11 protein-coding genes are annotated in these 16,240 nt (G+C 73.1%); 8 read left to right on the top strand and 3 right to left on the bottom strand.

Going from position 1 to position 16,240, the window contains the following annotated elements; all coding sequences use genetic code 11:
• Positions 1-3 precede the first annotated feature (3 nt).
• Both FHU34_RS26190 and dxs read left to right on the top strand, forming a co-directional pair.
• A complete protein-coding gene (locus FHU34_RS26190; protein WP_145784888.1) occupies positions 4-1,164 on the top strand; it encodes an anhydro-N-acetylmuramic acid kinase in 1,161 nt (386 codons plus the stop codon).
• 82 nt (positions 1,165-1,246) lie between these two features.
• Positions 1,247-3,193 carry a 1-deoxy-D-xylulose-5-phosphate synthase gene (dxs, locus tag FHU34_RS26185; protein WP_088990859.1) on the top strand — a complete coding sequence of 649 codons (1,947 nt, stop codon included), beginning with the start codon at positions 1,247-1,249 and terminating at the stop codon, positions 3,191-3,193.
• A 67-nt stretch (positions 3,194-3,260) separates the two neighbouring features.
• Here the strand turns inward: dxs and FHU34_RS26180 are convergent, their stop codons facing one another.
• Complete coding sequence (locus FHU34_RS26180; protein ID WP_145784887.1) at positions 3,261-4,457, bottom strand: hypothetical protein; 1,197 nt, start codon at positions 4,455-4,457, stop codon at positions 3,261-3,263.
• 392 nt (positions 4,458-4,849) lie between these two features.
• On the opposite strand from FHU34_RS26180, the gene FHU34_RS26175 reads away from it, so the two are divergent.
• Both FHU34_RS26175 and FHU34_RS26170 read left to right on the top strand, forming a co-directional pair.
• On the top strand, positions 4,850-6,700 hold the full coding sequence (locus FHU34_RS26175) for a DUF6311 domain-containing protein (RefSeq protein ID WP_425280586.1): 1,851 nt from the start codon (positions 4,850-4,852) through the stop codon (positions 6,698-6,700).
• Entirely contained in the window at positions 6,700-8,502 is a 1,803-nt protein-coding gene (locus FHU34_RS26170) for a DUF6311 domain-containing protein (RefSeq protein ID WP_244311837.1), read from the top strand. The genes FHU34_RS26175 and FHU34_RS26170 overlap by 1 nt, the downstream gene beginning before the upstream one ends.
• Here the strand turns inward: FHU34_RS26170 and FHU34_RS26165 are convergent, their stop codons facing one another.
• Positions 8,503-10,413: a DUF6311 domain-containing protein gene (locus FHU34_RS26165; protein WP_145784885.1), complete on the bottom strand. Its 1,911-nt coding sequence runs from the start codon at positions 10,411-10,413 to the stop codon at positions 8,503-8,505. It abuts the gene before it with no gap.
• Positions 10,414-10,496: 83 nt separating this feature from the next.
• On the opposite strand from FHU34_RS26165, the gene FHU34_RS26160 reads away from it, so the two are divergent.
• Positions 10,497-11,792, top strand: coding sequence for an outer membrane protein assembly factor BamB family protein (locus FHU34_RS26160; RefSeq protein ID WP_167524907.1), 1,296 nt, complete (start codon positions 10,497-10,499; stop codon positions 11,790-11,792).
• Complete coding sequence (locus FHU34_RS26155; RefSeq protein WP_167524906.1) at positions 11,789-13,075, top strand: outer membrane protein assembly factor BamB family protein; 1,287 nt, start codon at positions 11,789-11,791, stop codon at positions 13,073-13,075. The genes FHU34_RS26160 and FHU34_RS26155 overlap by 4 nt, the downstream gene beginning before the upstream one ends.
• Here the strand turns inward: FHU34_RS26155 and FHU34_RS26150 are convergent, their stop codons facing one another.
• A complete protein-coding gene (locus FHU34_RS26150) occupies positions 13,076-14,194 on the bottom strand; it encodes a peptidase C39 family protein (protein ID WP_145784882.1) in 1,119 nt (372 codons plus the stop codon). It lies immediately after the preceding gene.
• Between the two features lie 142 nt (positions 14,195-14,336).
• Between FHU34_RS26150 and FHU34_RS26145 the strand changes: the two genes are divergently transcribed.
• The gene (locus FHU34_RS26145) at positions 14,337-15,005 is read left to right on the top strand and encodes a response regulator transcription factor (RefSeq protein ID WP_139586209.1); all 669 of its coding nucleotides are present in this window, start codon (positions 14,337-14,339) and stop codon (positions 15,003-15,005) included.
• Positions 15,002-16,177, top strand: a complete 1,176-nt coding sequence (locus tag FHU34_RS26140; RefSeq protein WP_145784881.1) for a sensor histidine kinase — start codon at positions 15,002-15,004, stop codon at positions 16,175-16,177. The genes FHU34_RS26145 and FHU34_RS26140 overlap by 4 nt, the downstream gene beginning before the upstream one ends.
• Positions 16,178-16,240 lie beyond the last annotated feature (63 nt).

The following is a 16,240-nucleotide window of genomic DNA, read 5'->3' as shown; positions in this document are numbered from 1 at the left end:
CCGATGAAGATCGTCGGGTTGATGTCCGGGACGTCGTACGACGGGGTGGACGTCGTCGCGGCGGAGTTCGAGGTCGAGGGGGACACCCTCTGGCTGCGGCCGTTGGGGCACCGTGGCCTGGACTACGACGAGGAGTTGCGCGCCGAGATCGCGGCGCTGCTGCCCCCGGCGACCACGACCGTCGAGGCGGTCTGCCGGCTCGACAACCGCCTCGGCGAGGTGTTCGCCGACGCGGCGGCGGTCGGCCTGGAACTGGCCGGTGGGCGGGCCGACGCGGTGGTCTCACCCGGTCAGACGGTGTTCCACTGGGTCGCCGACGGGGTGGCCCTGGGCACTCTGCAACTGGGCGCGGTGGCCCGGGTGGCCGCCCGGGTCGGCGTACCCGTGCTCAGTGATCTGCGCTCGGCGGACATCGCCGTCGGCGGGCAGGGCGCGCCGCTGGTGCCGGCCTTCGACGCGTTGCTGCTCGACGCCGCCGCCGGGCCGCGCGCGGCGCTGAACCTCGGCGGCATCGCCAACCTCACAGTGGTCGCCCCGGGCGCTCCGGTCCTCGGGTACGACGTGGGCCCCGCCAACGCCCTGCTGGACGCTGCCGCCCGGCGTTTCCTCGGCCAACCGTGCGACGTCGACGGCGCGCGGGCCGCGGCCGGTCGGGTGCACCCCGGGTTGCTCGCCGCGCTGCTGGCCGAGCCGTACTACGCGGCGGCGCCGCCCAAGTCCACCGGCAAGGAGCTGTTCCACGCCGGCTACCTGGACCGGCACCTCACCGCGCTCGGTACGCCCGTGCCGGTGGACGACCTGCTGGCCACGCTGACCGAACTGACCGCACGGGTGGTGGCCGCCGAGTGCGACAGGCACGGCGTGGCCGAGGTGATCGCCGCCGGCGGTGGTGTGCGCAACCCCACCCTGCTGCGGCGGCTCGCCGCCCTCGGCGAGGGCCGGTGGCAGCTGCGCGGCACCGACGAGTTGGGCGTACCCGCGCAGGCCAAGGAGGCGTACGCCTTCGCGCTGCTGGGTTGGCTGTCCTGGCACGGGCTGCCCGGGTCGATCCCGTCGGTGACCGGTGCCACCCGGGGTGCGGTGCTCGGGTCGTGGACACCCGCCGGGCCGGCGTACCCGGGCCGCCCGACCGAGCCGCCCCGGCGGCTGCGGATCCGGCCCTGATCAGGCGCTCAGCTCGCGGCCGCGGGTGCGCCGGGCTCGGCCCGGGCTGCGGAGTACCACAGGGCCGATAGACTCTCCGGTCATGAGTGTTGAAGAGGACACGGCCAACCACGGCCGGCTGCTCGGGACGGTACGCGGTCCGCAGGACGTCAAGCGGATGTCCGGCGAGGAGCTGGACGTCCTCGCGGCCGAGATCCGGGACTTCCTGATCGCCAAGGTCTCCCGCACCGGTGGGCACGTCGGGCCCAACCTCGGTGTGGTCGAGCTGACGCTGGCCATGCACCGCGTCTTCGACTCGCCCCGGGACCGGCTCCTGTTCGACACCGGCCACCAGGCGTACGTGCACAAGATCCTCACCGGGCGTCAGGCCGGCTTCGACAAGCTCCGCCAGCGCGGTGGCCTCTCCGGCTACCCCAGCCAGGCCGAGAGTGAGCACGACCTCATCGAGAACTCGCACGCCTCCACCGCGCTCTCCTACGCCGACGGCCTGGCCAAGGCGTACGCCCTGCGGGGTGAGCAGCGCAGCGTCGTGGCCGTGGTCGGCGACGGCGCGCTCACCGGCGGCATGTGCTGGGAGGCGCTGAACAACATCGCCACCGCCGGCAACTCGCTGGTGATCGTGGTCAACGACAACGGCCGTTCCTACTCGCCCACCATCGGCGGGCTGGCCGACCACCTCTCCTCGCTGCGGCTCAACCCGGGCTACGAGAAGGTGCTCGACACGGTCAAGGACGCGCTCGGCTCCACCCCGCTGGTCGGCAAGCCGATGTACGAGGTGCTGCACGCGGTCAAGAAGGGCATCAAGGACGCCGTCGCGCCGCAGGCCATGTTCGAGGACCTCGGCATCAAGTACGTCGGCCCCGTGGACGGGCACGACGTGGCGGCGGTCGAGGCGGCGCTGCGCGCGGCGAAGAACTTCGGCGGCCCGGTGATCGTGCACGCGGTCACCCGCAAGGGCTACGGCTACCGTCCGGCCGAGGAGGACGACGCGGACTGCCTGCACGGCCCGAGCAGCGCCTTCGACGTCGAGACCGGCGCCCTGCTGGCCGCGCCGTCGGTGAAGTGGACGCACGTCTTCGCCGACGAGCTGCTGGCCATCGCCGACGAGCGCCCGGACGTGGTGGGCATCACCGCCGCCATGGCCGAGCCGACCGGCATCGCGAAGCTGGCCCGCAAGTACCCCGAGCGGGTGTACGACGTGGGCATCGCCGAGCAGCACGCCGCCACCTCGGCGGCCGGGCTGGCGCTCGGTGGTCTGCACCCCGTGGTCGCGGTCTACGCCACCTTCCTCAACCGCGCGTTCGACCAGGTCCTGCTGGACGTGGCGATGCACAAGCTGCCGGTGACCTTCGTGCTGGACCGGGCCGGCATCACCGGCCCGGACGGTCCCAGCCACTACGGCATCTGGGACATGTCGGTCTTCGGGGTGGTGCCCGGTCTGCGGATCGCCGCCCCCCGCGACGCCGCCACGCTGCGGGAGGAGCTGCGCGAGGCGATGGCCGTCGACAACGGCCCCACAGTGCTGCGCTTCCCGACCGGTTCGGTCGCCGCGGACCTTCCGGCGCTGCGCCGGGTCGGCACCGTCGACGTGCTGGCCGAGTCGGCGCGTACCGACGTGCTGCTGGTCGCCGTCGGCTCGTTCGGCCAGCTGGGCATGGAGGTGGCCGCCCGGGTCGCCGAGCAGGGCTACGGAGTCACCGTCGTCGACCCGCGCTGGGTGCGTCCGGTCCCGGCGGAGCTGGTTGACCTGGCCGCCCGGCACCGGCTCGTGGTCAGCGTGGAGGACGGCGTGCGGGTCGGCGGGGTGGGCGACGCGCTCGCCCAGGCGATGCGCGACGCCGACGTCCGGGTGCCGCTCAAGGACCTGGGCGTACCGGCCGACTGGCACCCGCACGGCACGCGGGCGCAGATCCTCGCCGACCTGGGCCTGACCGCCCAGGACGTGGCCCGCGACGTCACCGGTTGGATCTCCGGCCTGGACGCCACGCCGGACCGCCTCACGCCGAGCGACGCGGCCGCGCAGAACTGACCCGACAACGACGGCGGGCGCCCCCTCCCGGGGACGCCCGCCGTCGCGTTGTGCGGGTCGGGGTGGGTCAGTTGGCTGGTTCTATTGAGCGGTAGTGGGTCTTGTCGGTGTTGGCGAGGCTGTAGGTCTGGGAACGGGACGGGCTGGGGACGACCGCCAGACCGGGTCGTTCGACCAGCAGGGGAGTCCCCGGCGGCACGGACAGGGAGCTGTCCCGGGTGGGCCGCCAACTGAGCACCACCAGCGGTTGACCGGGTACCGGCAGTTGGTACGCCTGCAACGGGGTGGCCCGGTCGGCGGGCGAGACGACGGGGGCGCCTCCGTCGGCCGGCCGGTAGACCACCGCGGTCATCGCGCCGGCGTCGGTGTCCCAGCTGAGCTGCTGCAACTCGGCCGCCTCGCCACCTCCGAGGGCGACCTCGCCGAGCGAGCGGACGGTGAGCTTCGCCATCGGCCAGGACGTCGGCACCGAACGCGGCGCGTCCCGGTCGCCGATCCGGCGGGGGATGCTGCCGAACGGACCCCGGTCGCCGGCCAGCACGCAGGTGTCCAGGCCGGTGAGTGCCCGCCGTCCCGTGCCCGACTCGTCGCGGACCAGCGGATAGCGCGGATCGACGGTGCCGGTGCCCAGGTCGAGCAGCCGGTCCGCGGCCCGCCCCCGAGGCAGCGACTCGGTGGTGCGCAGGGTCGCTGTCACCCCGACCGCCGTGCACGACGGCACGTCCACCGGCGCGCTGAGGCCGTCCGTGACGGTCAACGTCCGATCCTGTGGCCCGACCAGCGTCTGCACCCGGGCGGAGACCAGGTAGCGCCGGCCGGCGGCGGTCTGCACGGGCAGCACGTCGGAGTAGACGAGGTAACCCGGGTCGGTGTACTCGGTGGCGCGGGTCACCGCGTAGCGGTCGCCGTCGCGGGTGAGTTGCAGCAGCCAGGAGGCGCTCTCGCCGGGCACGTCGGCGGCGACGAGAGCCACCGGGGCGCCGTCGACCCGACCGGAGAAGAGGATGCCGGACGAGGGCAGGTGCGCCCGGTCGTCGTCCGGTGAGCGCCAGTCGCGGACGGCCCGGGTGACAGCTGTCGTCGCCGTGGCGTCAGTCGACAGGTCGCCCCGGGGCGGCCACACGGCCAACGACCCGTCCAGGCTGTCGTACCCGACCCGCAGGTCCTGCGACTTCCTCTCGGCCACAGGACCGCAGGCCGTGCTGGCCAGCAGTGCGCTGAGCAGGACGGGGAGCGCCCTGCCGTACCGACGGCCTGGAGTCACCTGGCCCGCCCCCGATCGCCTCACCGTCGCTGTCGGAAAGCGCCATAGTACGAGATGTCCGACGCGAGGCCCCAGTTGCCCGCCGCTGCACTCACCACATTGGACCACACCGGGGCTTTAGTGCGTTTTCGTTGCTCCGGTAGACTCCGCCGACTGTGACGCCTGCCGAGTCCCGCGCCCTGTCCGCGCCGCACCCGGAGGCCGCAGCCGGCCCCGACGAACTGGTGAGCTATCGCACACCGGTCGGCATCCTCGCCGGCCCCGCCGCCCTGACCGGAAGGTCCACCGCCCCGGCCGACTCCCAGGGCACTGCCGGCGGCGCACCCGTCGCCCCAGCCGAGGCCGCCGCACCGGCCCCCACCAAGACGCCCATCGAGCCGGACGTGCCGGACATGCCGGTCGAGCCGGAAGAGCCGGTCGAGCCGGCTCAGGACGCGGCACCGGTCGAGCCCGAGACGGCTGCCGACGACGCGGAGGCGGCACCGACCAGGCGGTGGTGGCATCGTCTTCCCCGGCGGAGGCAGCACCTCGCGGTGGGCGGGTTGTTCCTGCTCGCCGCACTCTGGGTCACCAGCCGGATCTGGCTGGACCCGTCCGGTCGGGTGGCCTCGCTCTACACCGGTGACCCGGCCCAGGTGCAGTTCTTCCTCGCCCACTCGGTACGCGTGGTGCTGCACGGCGAGTACCCGTTCTACACCGAGCAGTTCAACTATCCGGACGGCGTCAACCTGATGGCCAACACGGCCGTGCTGGCGCTGGGCATTCCGATGGTCCCGGTGACGCTGCTCTTCGGGCCGGCGGTCTCCTTTGTGGTGCTGGTGACGCTCGGCCTCGCCGGCACCGCGATGGCCTGGTACCTCATGCTCTCCCGCCACCTGGTGCGTACCCCGCTCGCGGCGGCGGTGGGCGGCTGGTTCTGCGGTTTCTCGCCCGCGATGCTGTCGCACGCGAGTTGGCACCCGAACATCATCAGCCAGTTCCTGCTGCCGTTCATCGTCTGGCGCGTGCTGGTCCTCACCCGGTCCCGTCGGCCGATCCGGGACGGGGCGTTGCTCGCCCTGCTGGTCACCGCGCAGGCGTTCATCAACGAGGAGATCCTGCTCTTCACGGCCCTGGCCTGCGGGGTGTTCCTGCTGGCGGTGCTCGCTCAGGAGCCGGCCCGCTGGCGGGCGGCGTGGCGACCGCTCGGCGCCGGCGTGGTGACCTGCGCGCTGCTGGCCGGGGCGCTGCTGGCGTATCCGCTGTACGTGCAGTTCGCCGGGCCGATGGCGTACCACGGGCTCAGCGACGCGGTGCGGGACTACGGCAACGACATCGCCGCGTTCTTCGCCCAGGGCTCGCCCACCCTCGGCGGCAACCAGCGGGCCAACATCAACCTGGCGCCGAACTACTCCGAGGAGAACGCCTTCTTCGGCTGGAGCCTGTCCCTGATCGCCATCGGCATCGTGGTCTGGCTGCGCCGGGAGTTGATCGTGCGGGCGCTCGCGGCGACCGGCGTGTTCTTCGCCGTGCTCTCCCTCGGCGAGCGGGTCTCCTGGTGGGACCGGGAGTTGTTCACCGGGCCGTGGCAGTGGCTGGTCCACCTGCCCCTGCTGGACGCGGTGGTGCCCACCCGGTTCGGTCTGATCACCAGCGTGGTGATCGGGTTGCTGCTCGCGCTCGCCGTCGAGCGGGCCTGGGCGCTGCGCCCGGCCGAGCGGAGAACCGTACGGACGCTCACCGCCGCCGGCCTGGCGTTCGCGCTGCTGCCGATCGCTCCGATGCCGCTGCGGATGGTCTCCCGACCGCCGGTGCCGGACTTCATCACTGCCGACCGCTGGCGGGCGTACGTCGGGCCGGACCAGACGCTGGTGCCGATCCCGGTGCCCAGCATGGGCAACACGCACGGCATGCGCTGGGCGGCGGCCACGAACCTCGACTTCAAGATCCCCGGCGGTTACTTCCTCGCCCCCCGCAACGGCAACACCGGTGACGCGGGCCGGTTCGGCGGTCGACCCAGCGGTGTGGGTCAGATGCTGGAGGAGGTGGCGACCACCGGGCGTACGCCGAAGCTCGACGACCGGCAGCGCCGCCGCTTCAGCGACGAACTGCGCCACTGGCGGGCCGCGATCCTGGTGCTCCCGGTCCGTCAGCAGAACTCCGAACCGCTGCGACGTGCCGTCGAGGACCTGGTCGGCCCCGGCCGCCAGGAGTTGGACGTCTGGGTGTGGGACGTCCGGGCGCTGACCGACCGTTCGGTCTGATGACCACCGGGACGACGTCCCCGACCACGTCGCCCCCGCCGACGGTCCGCCCCTCCCGTGCGGGCCGGCTCCGGGACCTGCTGGTGGTGGCCGGTTACCTGGCCCTGGCGGTCGTGCTGACCAGCGCCCAGTGGGGGCACCCGTGGCGGCTGTTCCACCAGGCGGGCGACCAGATCCTCTTCGAGTGGATGCTGGCCCACGCGGCGCACGCCGTCGTCGACGGGCATAACCCGCTCTTCAGTGCCGGGTTGAACGCCCCCGACGGGGTGAACCTGATGGCGAACACCTCGGTGCTCGGTCTGGGTGTCCCGTTGACCCCGGTGACTCTGCTCTTCGGCTCGCAGGTCGCGTTCTGCGTGGCGGTCGTCTGCTGCCTCGCCGGCACGGCCGCGGCCTGGTACGCGTTGCTGCGCCGCCGCCTGGTCACCACCCGGTCCGCAGCCGCGGTCGGTGGCCTGATCTGCGGTTTCGCTCCGGGCATGATCGCCCAGGCGGGCGCGCACCTGCACATCGCCGCGCAGTTCCTGGTGCCCGCGATCCTCGCCCTGGTGTTCCGGCCCGCCCCGGAGGCGGCGCACCGACTCGCCGGAGTGTGGCGACCCGGAGTGGTCCTCGGGCTGCTGCTCGTCTGGCAGGTCTTCATCGGCGAGGAGGCGCTGGTCTTCCTGGCGCTCGCGGCCGGCGTGTTCGCGCTCGGCTACGCGCTCGCCGACCGGGTGGCCGCCCGGCGGCTCGCGCCGGCCCTGTTCGGCCGGCTGGCGGTGGCTGCCGGGGTGGCGGGCGTGCTGCTCGCGTACCCCCTGTGGTTCCAGTTCTATGGCCCGCAGCACTACGCCGGGATGGCGTTCGCCGCGCATGCGTTCCAGTTGGACGCCGCGTCGTTCACCGCGTCGGCACGGCAGACCGTCCTCGGTGACGACTGGTTGCCGGGGTTGCTCTCGCCGAACCCGACCGAGGAGAACTCCTTCTTCGGCCCCGGCTTGCTGGTGCTCGCCGTGGTGATCGTGGTCTGGCTGTGGCGGCGGCCGTTGGTCCGCGCTCTGGCCGGCTGTGGGCTGGTGTTCGCGCTGCTCTCCCTCGGCGTCGAGGTGCGGGTCGACGGCACCGCCACCGGTATCCCCGGGCCGTACCGCCTGGTCGCTGGGCTGCCCCTGCTCGACCTCGCGGTGCCGGCCCGGTTCGCGCTGGTCTGCGTACCGGTGCTGGGGGTGCTGGTGGCGCTCTCCGTGGACCGGGTGTGGGCGGCGCGCAAGCTGTCGGCCGTCGCCGGGGTGCCGGTGCGGTTGCTGTGGGCCGGAGCGGTGGCCGCCGCGTTGCTGCCGCTGGTGCCGACGCCGATCCGGGTGGTACCGGTCATGCCGGTGCCGGGGTTCGTCGCGGACGGCGGGTGGCGGCCCCTGGTGCCGCCGGGCCGGACGGTGGTCGCCGTACCCCCGGTCACCGGTGCGGCGCGCAGCCCGGTGATGCTCTGGTCCGCCCGCACCGGCCTGGCGTTCAGCGCGCCGGGCGGCTACTTCATCGGTCCGAGCGGCCCGGACGACCCGGCCGCCCGCTGGGGCGCGCCGGACCGCCCCACGTCCGTGCTGCTGCGGCGGGTGGCGGAGACCGGTGCGGTGCCGGTGCTGACCGACGCCGACCGCCGCAGCGCGGTCGAGGACCTGCGGCACTGGCGGGCCGCCGTGGTGGTGCTCGGCCCGTTGACGAACGGCGACCCGGTCCGTCGCACCGTCGACGACCTGCTCGGCCCGGGCCGCCCGGTGGACGGCGGTTGGGTGTGGGACGTCCGGGACCAGGTCGGCTGATCAGCCCACCAGGGCGCGGACGTCCCAGACCCAGACGTCGTCGACGCGCTGCGGCGGCCCGATCAGACCGGTGACCAGCTCGCGTAGCACCGCCTCGTCGGGGTGCGCACCGAGCACCACCACTGACGCCCGCCAGAACCGCAGGTCCTCGACGGCTTGACGGCGGTTCTCGTCGGTGAGCGCCGGGACGGCGTCCTTGTCCATCGTGGAGTAGATGAGCGTGCTGGTGGGCCGGTTCGGCGCGCCGAAGACGCCTTCGCCGACCTCGTTCGGGCCGATGAAGTAGCCGCCCGGGATGGGGAACTCCTGCCCGGTCAGCGCGCTCCAGCGCAACGTCGGAAGGCCGTGAACGTTGCTCGGGATCGGCACCGGCACCAGGGTCCGGCCCGCCGGCACGTACGGCCGCCAGCCACCCGCGGTGATGAAGTGCGGTGGCGGGTCGATCTGCTGGGCGGGCAGCGGCCGGGGGAAGAGCGGCAGCACGGCGAGGGCGACCGCCGCGTACCCCACCGGGCGCAGCCAGCGACGACGCGCCGCGACGGGCGCGGGATCGTCCGTCGCCGCCGGCTCGTCGGCGACCGCCGGGGCCGCGTCGCCCGTGCGCTGCGCCGGCACCCGCGGCTGGTCGACCACCGGCCGTCCCTGGCGGTGCGCGGCGTCCCAGGCGAGCGCGAGGAGTACGCCCACCGCGGCGCCCACCACCAGCGTCAACCGGGTCGGCATCATCATCTCGACCAGCGGAAGGTCGTCCGACACGTACGACCACGGGCCAAGCACGCCCGTCTCCACGCCGTTGAACCGGACCCGTGGCCCGATCGAGGCCACGGTGAAGACGACGATCAGCACCGCGGCGATCCGCGCGGGAAGTGAGCGGCGGACGAGCAGCACGAGGGCGACCACCGAGAGCAGCACCAGCGGCCAGCCGAACCAGGTGTTCTGCTCGGTCAGCCCGATCGTCTTCTCCACCGCCGGGTCGCCGGCCCAGGTGTCGCGGGCGAAGGTGACGAAGGCGACCAGGTCCTCACCCCAGTTGTGGAAGACGCCACCCTGTAGGCCCCGGTAGGACTGGGGGCCGTTGAACTGGAACCAGATCGGGTACGCCGCGAGCGCCAGGGCCAGTCCGCCGGCGACGCCGAGCCCGGCCAGGAACGTGCCGGCGGCGGCCCGGGTGGCGGCCGGGCGCTGCACGGCGTACGCCAGCACGATGACCAGGCAGGCCAGGGCGGTGAGGAGCAGCATCTCCTCGTTGATGAAGATCTGGTACGTCACCAGCGCGCCGAGCACGAGCCCGTTGCGCCGCCACCGACCCGGCTCACCGAGGCGCAGCACCCGCACCACGATCAGCGGCAGCAGGAAGTTGGACACGAAGTTGGGTTGGCCGTTGGCGTGGTGGATGATTCCCGGCGCGAAGCCGAGGAACGCGCCGCCGACGAAGGCCGCCGCGCGCGAGCGCACCAGGTGGCGGGAGAGCATCCAGTAGCCGGTGCCGGCGGTGGCGGCCAGCGCCCCACCCAGGTAGAGCGCGTACATCACCTGGGGGCCGAGCAACATGGTCAGCGGGGCCAGCGGCAGGGTCACCCCGAGCAGCGAGGTGTTGGCGATCATGTTCACCCCGTCCGGGGCGTTCTGCCGGGCCGTGAACAGCGGGTTCTCCAGGTGCCGCACCGAGTACGCGCCGTGCGCGAACAGCCATTCGAACCAGCTGTGGTCGGTGGGCAGGTGCGAGGAGACCCGGCCGTTGATGTCACCCCAGTAGTTGAGGCAGACGAATATGCCCAGCAGCACATAGGCTCCGAGGGCCAACAGGTCGGCTCGGGCCGGGCGGCGTCGAGGCCGTCGAGTCGACTCGGCCTCGGCCGGGTCGGCGTCGGTCAGGGAATTCAGCGAAGGGTCTACCACCGGCACGGCCACGACGGGCCATCGTACAGGCGCGGTTCCGTCGCTTTTGCCGGCCCGGTGCACCCACGGCCGGTTTGCCGGACGGTGACCCATCGGTGACGGAAGGACGATCGTTGTCGATCATCGAGCTGGGCGAGGTTCGGGACGAGCCCGCGTCGACGCCTGTGGCTCGTCGACCGCGCGCCGCCGGTCGACCGCTGCGCAGCGCGGCGGTGCTGGTCCTCGCCCTGGTGATGCTGAGCGCTGCGACACCGCAGCCGCGGCGGGCGGTGAGCGTGGTGCCGGCGTCGCCGACGTCCACTGCCTACCTCGGCGGGGACAGCGTCTTCGTGGTCGACCCGCCGGCACCCGAGGGCGACCGGTACCTGACCGCGTACGCCCAGCCGTCCCCGACCCGCACCGGTGTGCGCCGACGGTGGCAGGCCCCGCTGGCCCGCCTCGGTGACTACCTCGACGTCCGGGTCGAGCAGGGGCTGGTGTTGGCGATGGCGGTCAACGCTCCGGGCCGGGTGTTCCAGACGATCGCCTTCGACATCGGTTCGGGCGAGCAACGCTGGCAGCTTCCCGGGGCGCCCCAACCGACCGCCGACGACGGCCTGCTGCTGACCGACGTCCGGGACGACGGGTCGGGCGCGCTGAACCGGATCGAGCCCGACACCGGCCGTGTGCTCTGGTCCGTGCCGATCCCCGCGGCCGCCAACCACTCCTACCACCTCCAGGAAGGCCTGGTCGACAGGTTCGTGCTGCTCCTGGCGACCGGCGAGGTGCAGGTGCACGACGCCGGCACGGGCCGCCTGCTTCGCAGCGTCGACACGCTGCCCGGTGACCGGGAGGCGTACCAGCGGGCACAGGTCGTCGACGACCTGGTGCTGGTCGTCCCACCCGGCAGCACCCGGCTGGTGGGCTACGGGCTGACCGAGCTGGAGCCACTGTGGACGGCCGAGGTGCTGTTGATCTCCTACGTGGTCAGCTGCGCCGGTCTGCTCTGCGCGGTACCGCAGACCGGTGGCCTCCAGGTGCTCGATCCGGCCACCGGCGTCGTACGGTGGTCGGACTCCGGTCCGGACATCCTGGCGGACGTTCGGCAGGGTCAGCTGCTGATGGCCAAGCCCGGCCGAGGGTACGAGGTGTGGGATGCGGCGACCGGTCAGGTGCGCACCGGGTTGGGTGAGTGGGCTCTGATGCAGGTGCTCGGGCCGGGCACCCCCCTGGTCGGGGTGCGGCCGGGTGACGACGGGCGGGTGGTCGTCGCCGAGCTGGATCTCGTCGCCCGCCGGTCGCGGATCGTCGACGTGTTGCCGGCCATCGCCGGCAGCTGCCAGGCGTCCCTGCCGATGCTGCTCTGTCAGCGTCTCGACGGCACCACCGCGCTGTGGCGGTTGACCCGGTGAGCGACTCGGTGATCGACCTCGGTGTGCTGCGGCACGGCCCGGACCCGGACCCGTTGCCCCGCCCACCCCGCGCAGACGGTCGGCAATTGCGTGCCGCGCTGCTCGCGCTGCTTGCGCTGCTCACGCTCGCCGCCGCCGGCGCACCGCCGCCCCGGCGGGCCGTGGTGACGCTACCGGTGCGGTCCGGGGCCGACGTGCTCGTCGACGGCGACCTCGCCGTGGTCATCGAGCCGACCAGCACGTCCAATCCGCAACAGCGACGACTGGCGGCGTATCGGCTGCCCGGCGGCGAGCCGGTCTGGCAGCTGCCACTGTCGGCGGAGGCCCGGTACTGGGGGATCTTCCCGCTGGGTGAGCTGCTGATCCTCACCGGGTACGAGATCGGCCCGCAGGGCCGGGACACGACGACAATCGCGCTGGACCGGGCGACCGGTGCGTACCGGTGGCAGCAACCGGGGAGCGCCAACCGACTGGTCGACGGCAACCTGCTGCTGCGCTCCGGCGGCGAGAGCGAGCCGAGCGTCCTGCGGGTGGTCGACCCCTGCTGCGGCACCGTGCGCTGGCAGTTGCCCGCCACCACAGCCGGAATCAGCCCGCGCGAGACCGAGCGTGGGGTGGATCGGCTGATCCTCAGCCCGACGGACGGGCCGGTCGAGGTACGCGACGCGACCACCGGAATCGTGCTGGCCCGTGCCGACCTGCTACCAGCTGACGGTGGGCGATTCGGGCTGGAGGTGTTGGACGACCTCCTGCTGGTCATCGACCGAGGCTCGGGCACTGTCACCGCGTACGGCCTGGACCAGCTCGACCGGCGCTGGATCCGCCCGAACGTGACCGTCGACTTCGCGCTGGACTGCGGCCTCGTCCTGTGTCTGCGCACCGGTTCCAACGCGTTGCAGGCGCTCGACCCGGCCACCGGCGAGGTGCGCTGGCGCAGCAGTCGCTGGGGGTGGGCGTGGGCGACCGGGGATCGGCTGCTGGCCAACGTGCTGGGCGGCGGGGACTCGCCCGAGCATTTCGTTGCGCTCGACGCGCTCACCGGTCAGGAGGTGGCCGACCTGGGCCGGTGGGACCTGTACCAACTGCGCCAGGGCGGCCTGCTGATCGGCACCCGTAAGCATCCCGACGGCGGGGTGCTCGTCGGCGAGCTGGACGTCCTGGCCGGGGAGGTACGCGTCCTCGACGTGATGCGCGATGCCACCGGGGAGTGTCAGGTGATCGACCGTCGCCTGCTGTGCGTGAACCCCGACGGCACGTACCGGCTGTGGCAGTTGCCCGACTGACTACCAGTTCGCCTGGGCGGGCGGCGGGGGCAGCGGCACCGACGGGGGCCGCAGCACGTACGCCACGCCGCCGCTGCCGCGCTGCCAGACCGCCTCGAACCGCTGCCGGGGCACGGTACGGCGGACCGCGTCGTCGTCCGGGGCGTACGGGTCGTTGAGCACCGGGTCGCCGTCGGCGGTGAAGCCGACCAGGACCATGAGGTGCCCCCGGGTGTCGTAGGCAAGCCCGGGCACCTCGTCGGCGCGGAACGCGGCGGACACGATCAGCGGGATGCCGGCCGCGACGAACGCCTCCGCCTCGGCCAGGGACCGGAGCCGGGTGACGAACGCGTCCACCCCGAACCGACCGGCGTAGGCGGTGTTGAACGGCCAGTTGCCGGCCCCGGCGTACGCGTGGTCGTAGCAGTGCCGGGCGGCGTGCACCACCACCGGGCGCGGGCCGGGCGGCTCCACCCAGGCGTAGTGCTCCTCCGTCGGCCCGAGACCCCAGTAGGCGAGCACCATTGAGGTGCAGGTGGGGCTGCACCAGGAGTCGCCGCCCCCGCCCCACTGCGGGTACTGGCCGGCGTGCAGCCGCTGCGAGTAACGGGGGACCTCCAGCACCCGCCCGCGGGCAGCGGACGAGGCGGGCGCTGGCGCGTCGGTCGGGCCGGTCAGTGCGGGGCCGGTGGCGACAGCGCCGAAACTGCGCAGCACCGGGCCGCTCGGGCTGCCGGTCGGTTGGCACACTGTCACCCGCGCCTGCCAGCCGGTGACCGTCGCCCCGTTCACGATCAGGGTGTCGGTGTCGACAGCGGCGTCGCCGTCGCGCTGCCCGGGTACCGAGGTGCGTTGTACCGCCCGGTCGTCGGCCGCCCAGCGGGCCAGCTGGTACCAGCCGGTGGCGGGGGCGTCGTCGTGCCAGCCGCGCAGCTCGACCTCGATCCAGCAGCCGTCGGGGGTGTCGGCGGTCCAGGACGGCACCACCTCGGCGACGGCGAAGCCCACCGGCACCGGAGGCGACGTCCAGGTGCGCCGCCCGTCGACACCGCCCTCGTCGCTGTCGAACGCGCCGTCGGCCGGCAGGTGGAAACCCCGGTAGGCGATGTCCCGCCGGGTGGGTGGTGCCGCGATGGTCATTCCAGGTCCGTCCGTCGCTCGGTGCCGCCGGACAGCATCGCGTACGCCGACCGGGCCCGCAACGCCGACCGGCGCGGGCGGCGAGGGACGATGGTTGCCGGCCGGCACTAGGTTGTCGGTGGTCAGCAGCGAGGAGGCCGGGATGCGGGTACTGGTGGTCGAGGACGAGCGCAACCTCGCCGACGCGATCGCGCGCGGGTTGCGCAAGCGGGGGATGGCCGTCGACGTGGCGTACGACGGCGACGCCGGCCACGAGGCGGCGTTCGTAACGCGGTACGACGTGGTGGTGCTCGACCGTGACCTGCCGGGCGTGCACGGTGACCAGATCTGCGCCGACCTGGCCGCCTCCGGCGCGCTGACCCGGGTGCTGATGCTCACCGCGAGTGGCACCGTGGCCGACCGGGTGGAGGGGTTGCAGCTCGGCGCTGACGACTACCTGCCCAAACCGTTCGCCTTTGACGAGTTGGTCGCCCGGGTGCAGGCGTTGGGCCGACGGGCCACCCCGGCCGCCCCGCCGGTGCTCGAACTGGCCGACCTGGTGCTCGACCCGGCCCGTCGGGTGGCCACCCGCGCCGGCGTGCCTGTCGACCTCACCAACAAGGAGTTCGGGGTGCTCAGCGAGCTGCTCAAGGCTCGCGGCGCGGTGGTCTCCAGCGAGGAGCTGCTGGAACGGGTGTGGGACGCCAACACCGACCCGTTCACCACGATCGTCCGGGTCACCGTGATGACGCTGCGCAAGAAGCTCGGGGACCCGCCGCTGATTGAGACGGTGGTCGGCGCGGGTTACCGCACCGCCGAGGTGAGCGCATGAGCCGCCGGTTGCGGCCCACCCTGCGGTTGCGGCTGACACTGCTCAACGGGGTGCTGCTGATCGGCGCGGGGGCGATCCTGGTGCTGCTGGCGTGGCTGCTGGTCCGGGACGCGCTGCGCCCCACCGACGAGCTGCTGCCCGGCACCGTCGTGCTGCTCGCCGACGGCGAGTCGATGGACGCCGCCCAGTGGCAGCGGCAACTGGTCGACGCCGCCTCCGGGGAGCTGCTGGCGAAGGGGCTGGTCGCGCTGTTGGCGGTGAGCGTCGTCGGGGTGGCCGGCGCGTACGCCGTGGCCGGTCGGGCGCTGCGCCCGTTGCACCAGGTCACCGCGACCGCGCAGCGGCTCGGTGAGGCGACACTGGACCAGCGGATCGGCTACTCGGGCGCCGACGACGAGGTGGCCGAGCTGGCCAAGACGTTCGACGCCATGTTGGACCGGATCGCGTCCGCCTTCGAGGCGCAGAAACGTTTCGTGGCGAACGCCTCGCATGAGCTGCGTACCCCGCTCGCCGTGATGCGGACCGAGATCGACGTGACGCTCAGCGACGACGACGCGGACGCCGCCGAGTACCGTCGGATGGCGACAGTGGTCCGGGACGCCTCGGAACGCGCCAACGGCCTGGTGGACGCGTTGCTGGTGCTGGCCCGCAGCGAGGCGCAGGCCGGGCGGCAACTGGGTCGGCGGACCGAGTGTGACCTCGCCGCCGGCACTGTCAACGCCTTGTCGGCGATGCGCCGCGAGGTGGAACGGATCGGCCTGCGGGTGCAGACGTCACTGGAGTCCGCGCCGGTCGTCGGTGATCCGGGGTTGCTCGACCGGCTGGCCGGGAACCTCATCGAGAACGCGGTCCGCTACAACCACCTGCACGGCCGGCTGTGGGTGCGTACCGGCACCGACGGCGTCCGGTCCTGGTTGGTGGTGGGCAACACGGGTTTCGAGGTGGACCAGGCCGACGTGCCGGGGCTGTTCGAGCCGTTCCGGCGCGGTGGCCGGGAACGCACCGGCGCCCGCGGCTCCGGGCTGGGTCTGTCCATCGTCCGGGCGGTCTGCACGGCGCACGGCGGGACGGTACGGGTGATCGCGCAGCCCGGGGGTGGTCTGGAGGTGACCGTCACTCTGCCGTCGGCGGACGCCCCGGCGGTGTCCGGGCCGGTGTCGACAGCCAGCTGAACGGGATTGCGTGCGGCGTTCTGCCGATGGCAAGATCACCGGGTCAGCTCGGTGAGTGAAGGG

It is taken from the genome of Micromonospora taraxaci, from assembly GCF_007830095.1.
GTDB classification, from domain to species: Bacteria; Actinomycetota; Actinomycetes; order Mycobacteriales; family Micromonosporaceae; genus Micromonospora; species Micromonospora taraxaci.
Note: the sequence above shows the minus strand (reverse complement) of the source record. Positions and strands in the feature narration are given on the sequence as shown.

What these genes read in the sequence shown, in the direction of transcription:
- FHU34_RS26145 (WP_139586209.1), top strand. Translation starts at nt 14,337, where the DNA reads ATGCGGGTACTGGTGGTCGAGGACGAGCGCAACCTCGCCGACGCGATC.
- FHU34_RS26150 (WP_145784882.1), bottom strand. Translation starts at nt 14,194, where the DNA reads ATGACCATCGCGGCACCACCCACCCGGCGGGACATCGCCTACCGGGGT.
- FHU34_RS26190 (WP_145784888.1), top strand. Translation starts at nt 4, where the DNA reads ATGAAGATCGTCGGGTTGATGTCCGGGACGTCGTACGACGGGGTGGAC.
- FHU34_RS26140 (WP_145784881.1), top strand. Translation starts at nt 15,002, where the DNA reads ATGAGCCGCCGGTTGCGGCCCACCCTGCGGTTGCGGCTGACACTGCTC.
- dxs (WP_088990859.1), top strand. Translation starts at nt 1,247, where the DNA reads ATGAGTGTTGAAGAGGACACGGCCAACCACGGCCGGCTGCTCGGGACG.
- FHU34_RS26170 (WP_244311837.1), top strand. Translation starts at nt 6,700, where the DNA reads ATGACCACCGGGACGACGTCCCCGACCACGTCGCCCCCGCCGACGGTC.
- FHU34_RS26175 (WP_425280586.1), top strand. Translation starts at nt 4,850, where the DNA reads ATGCCGGTCGAGCCGGAAGAGCCGGTCGAGCCGGCTCAGGACGCGGCA.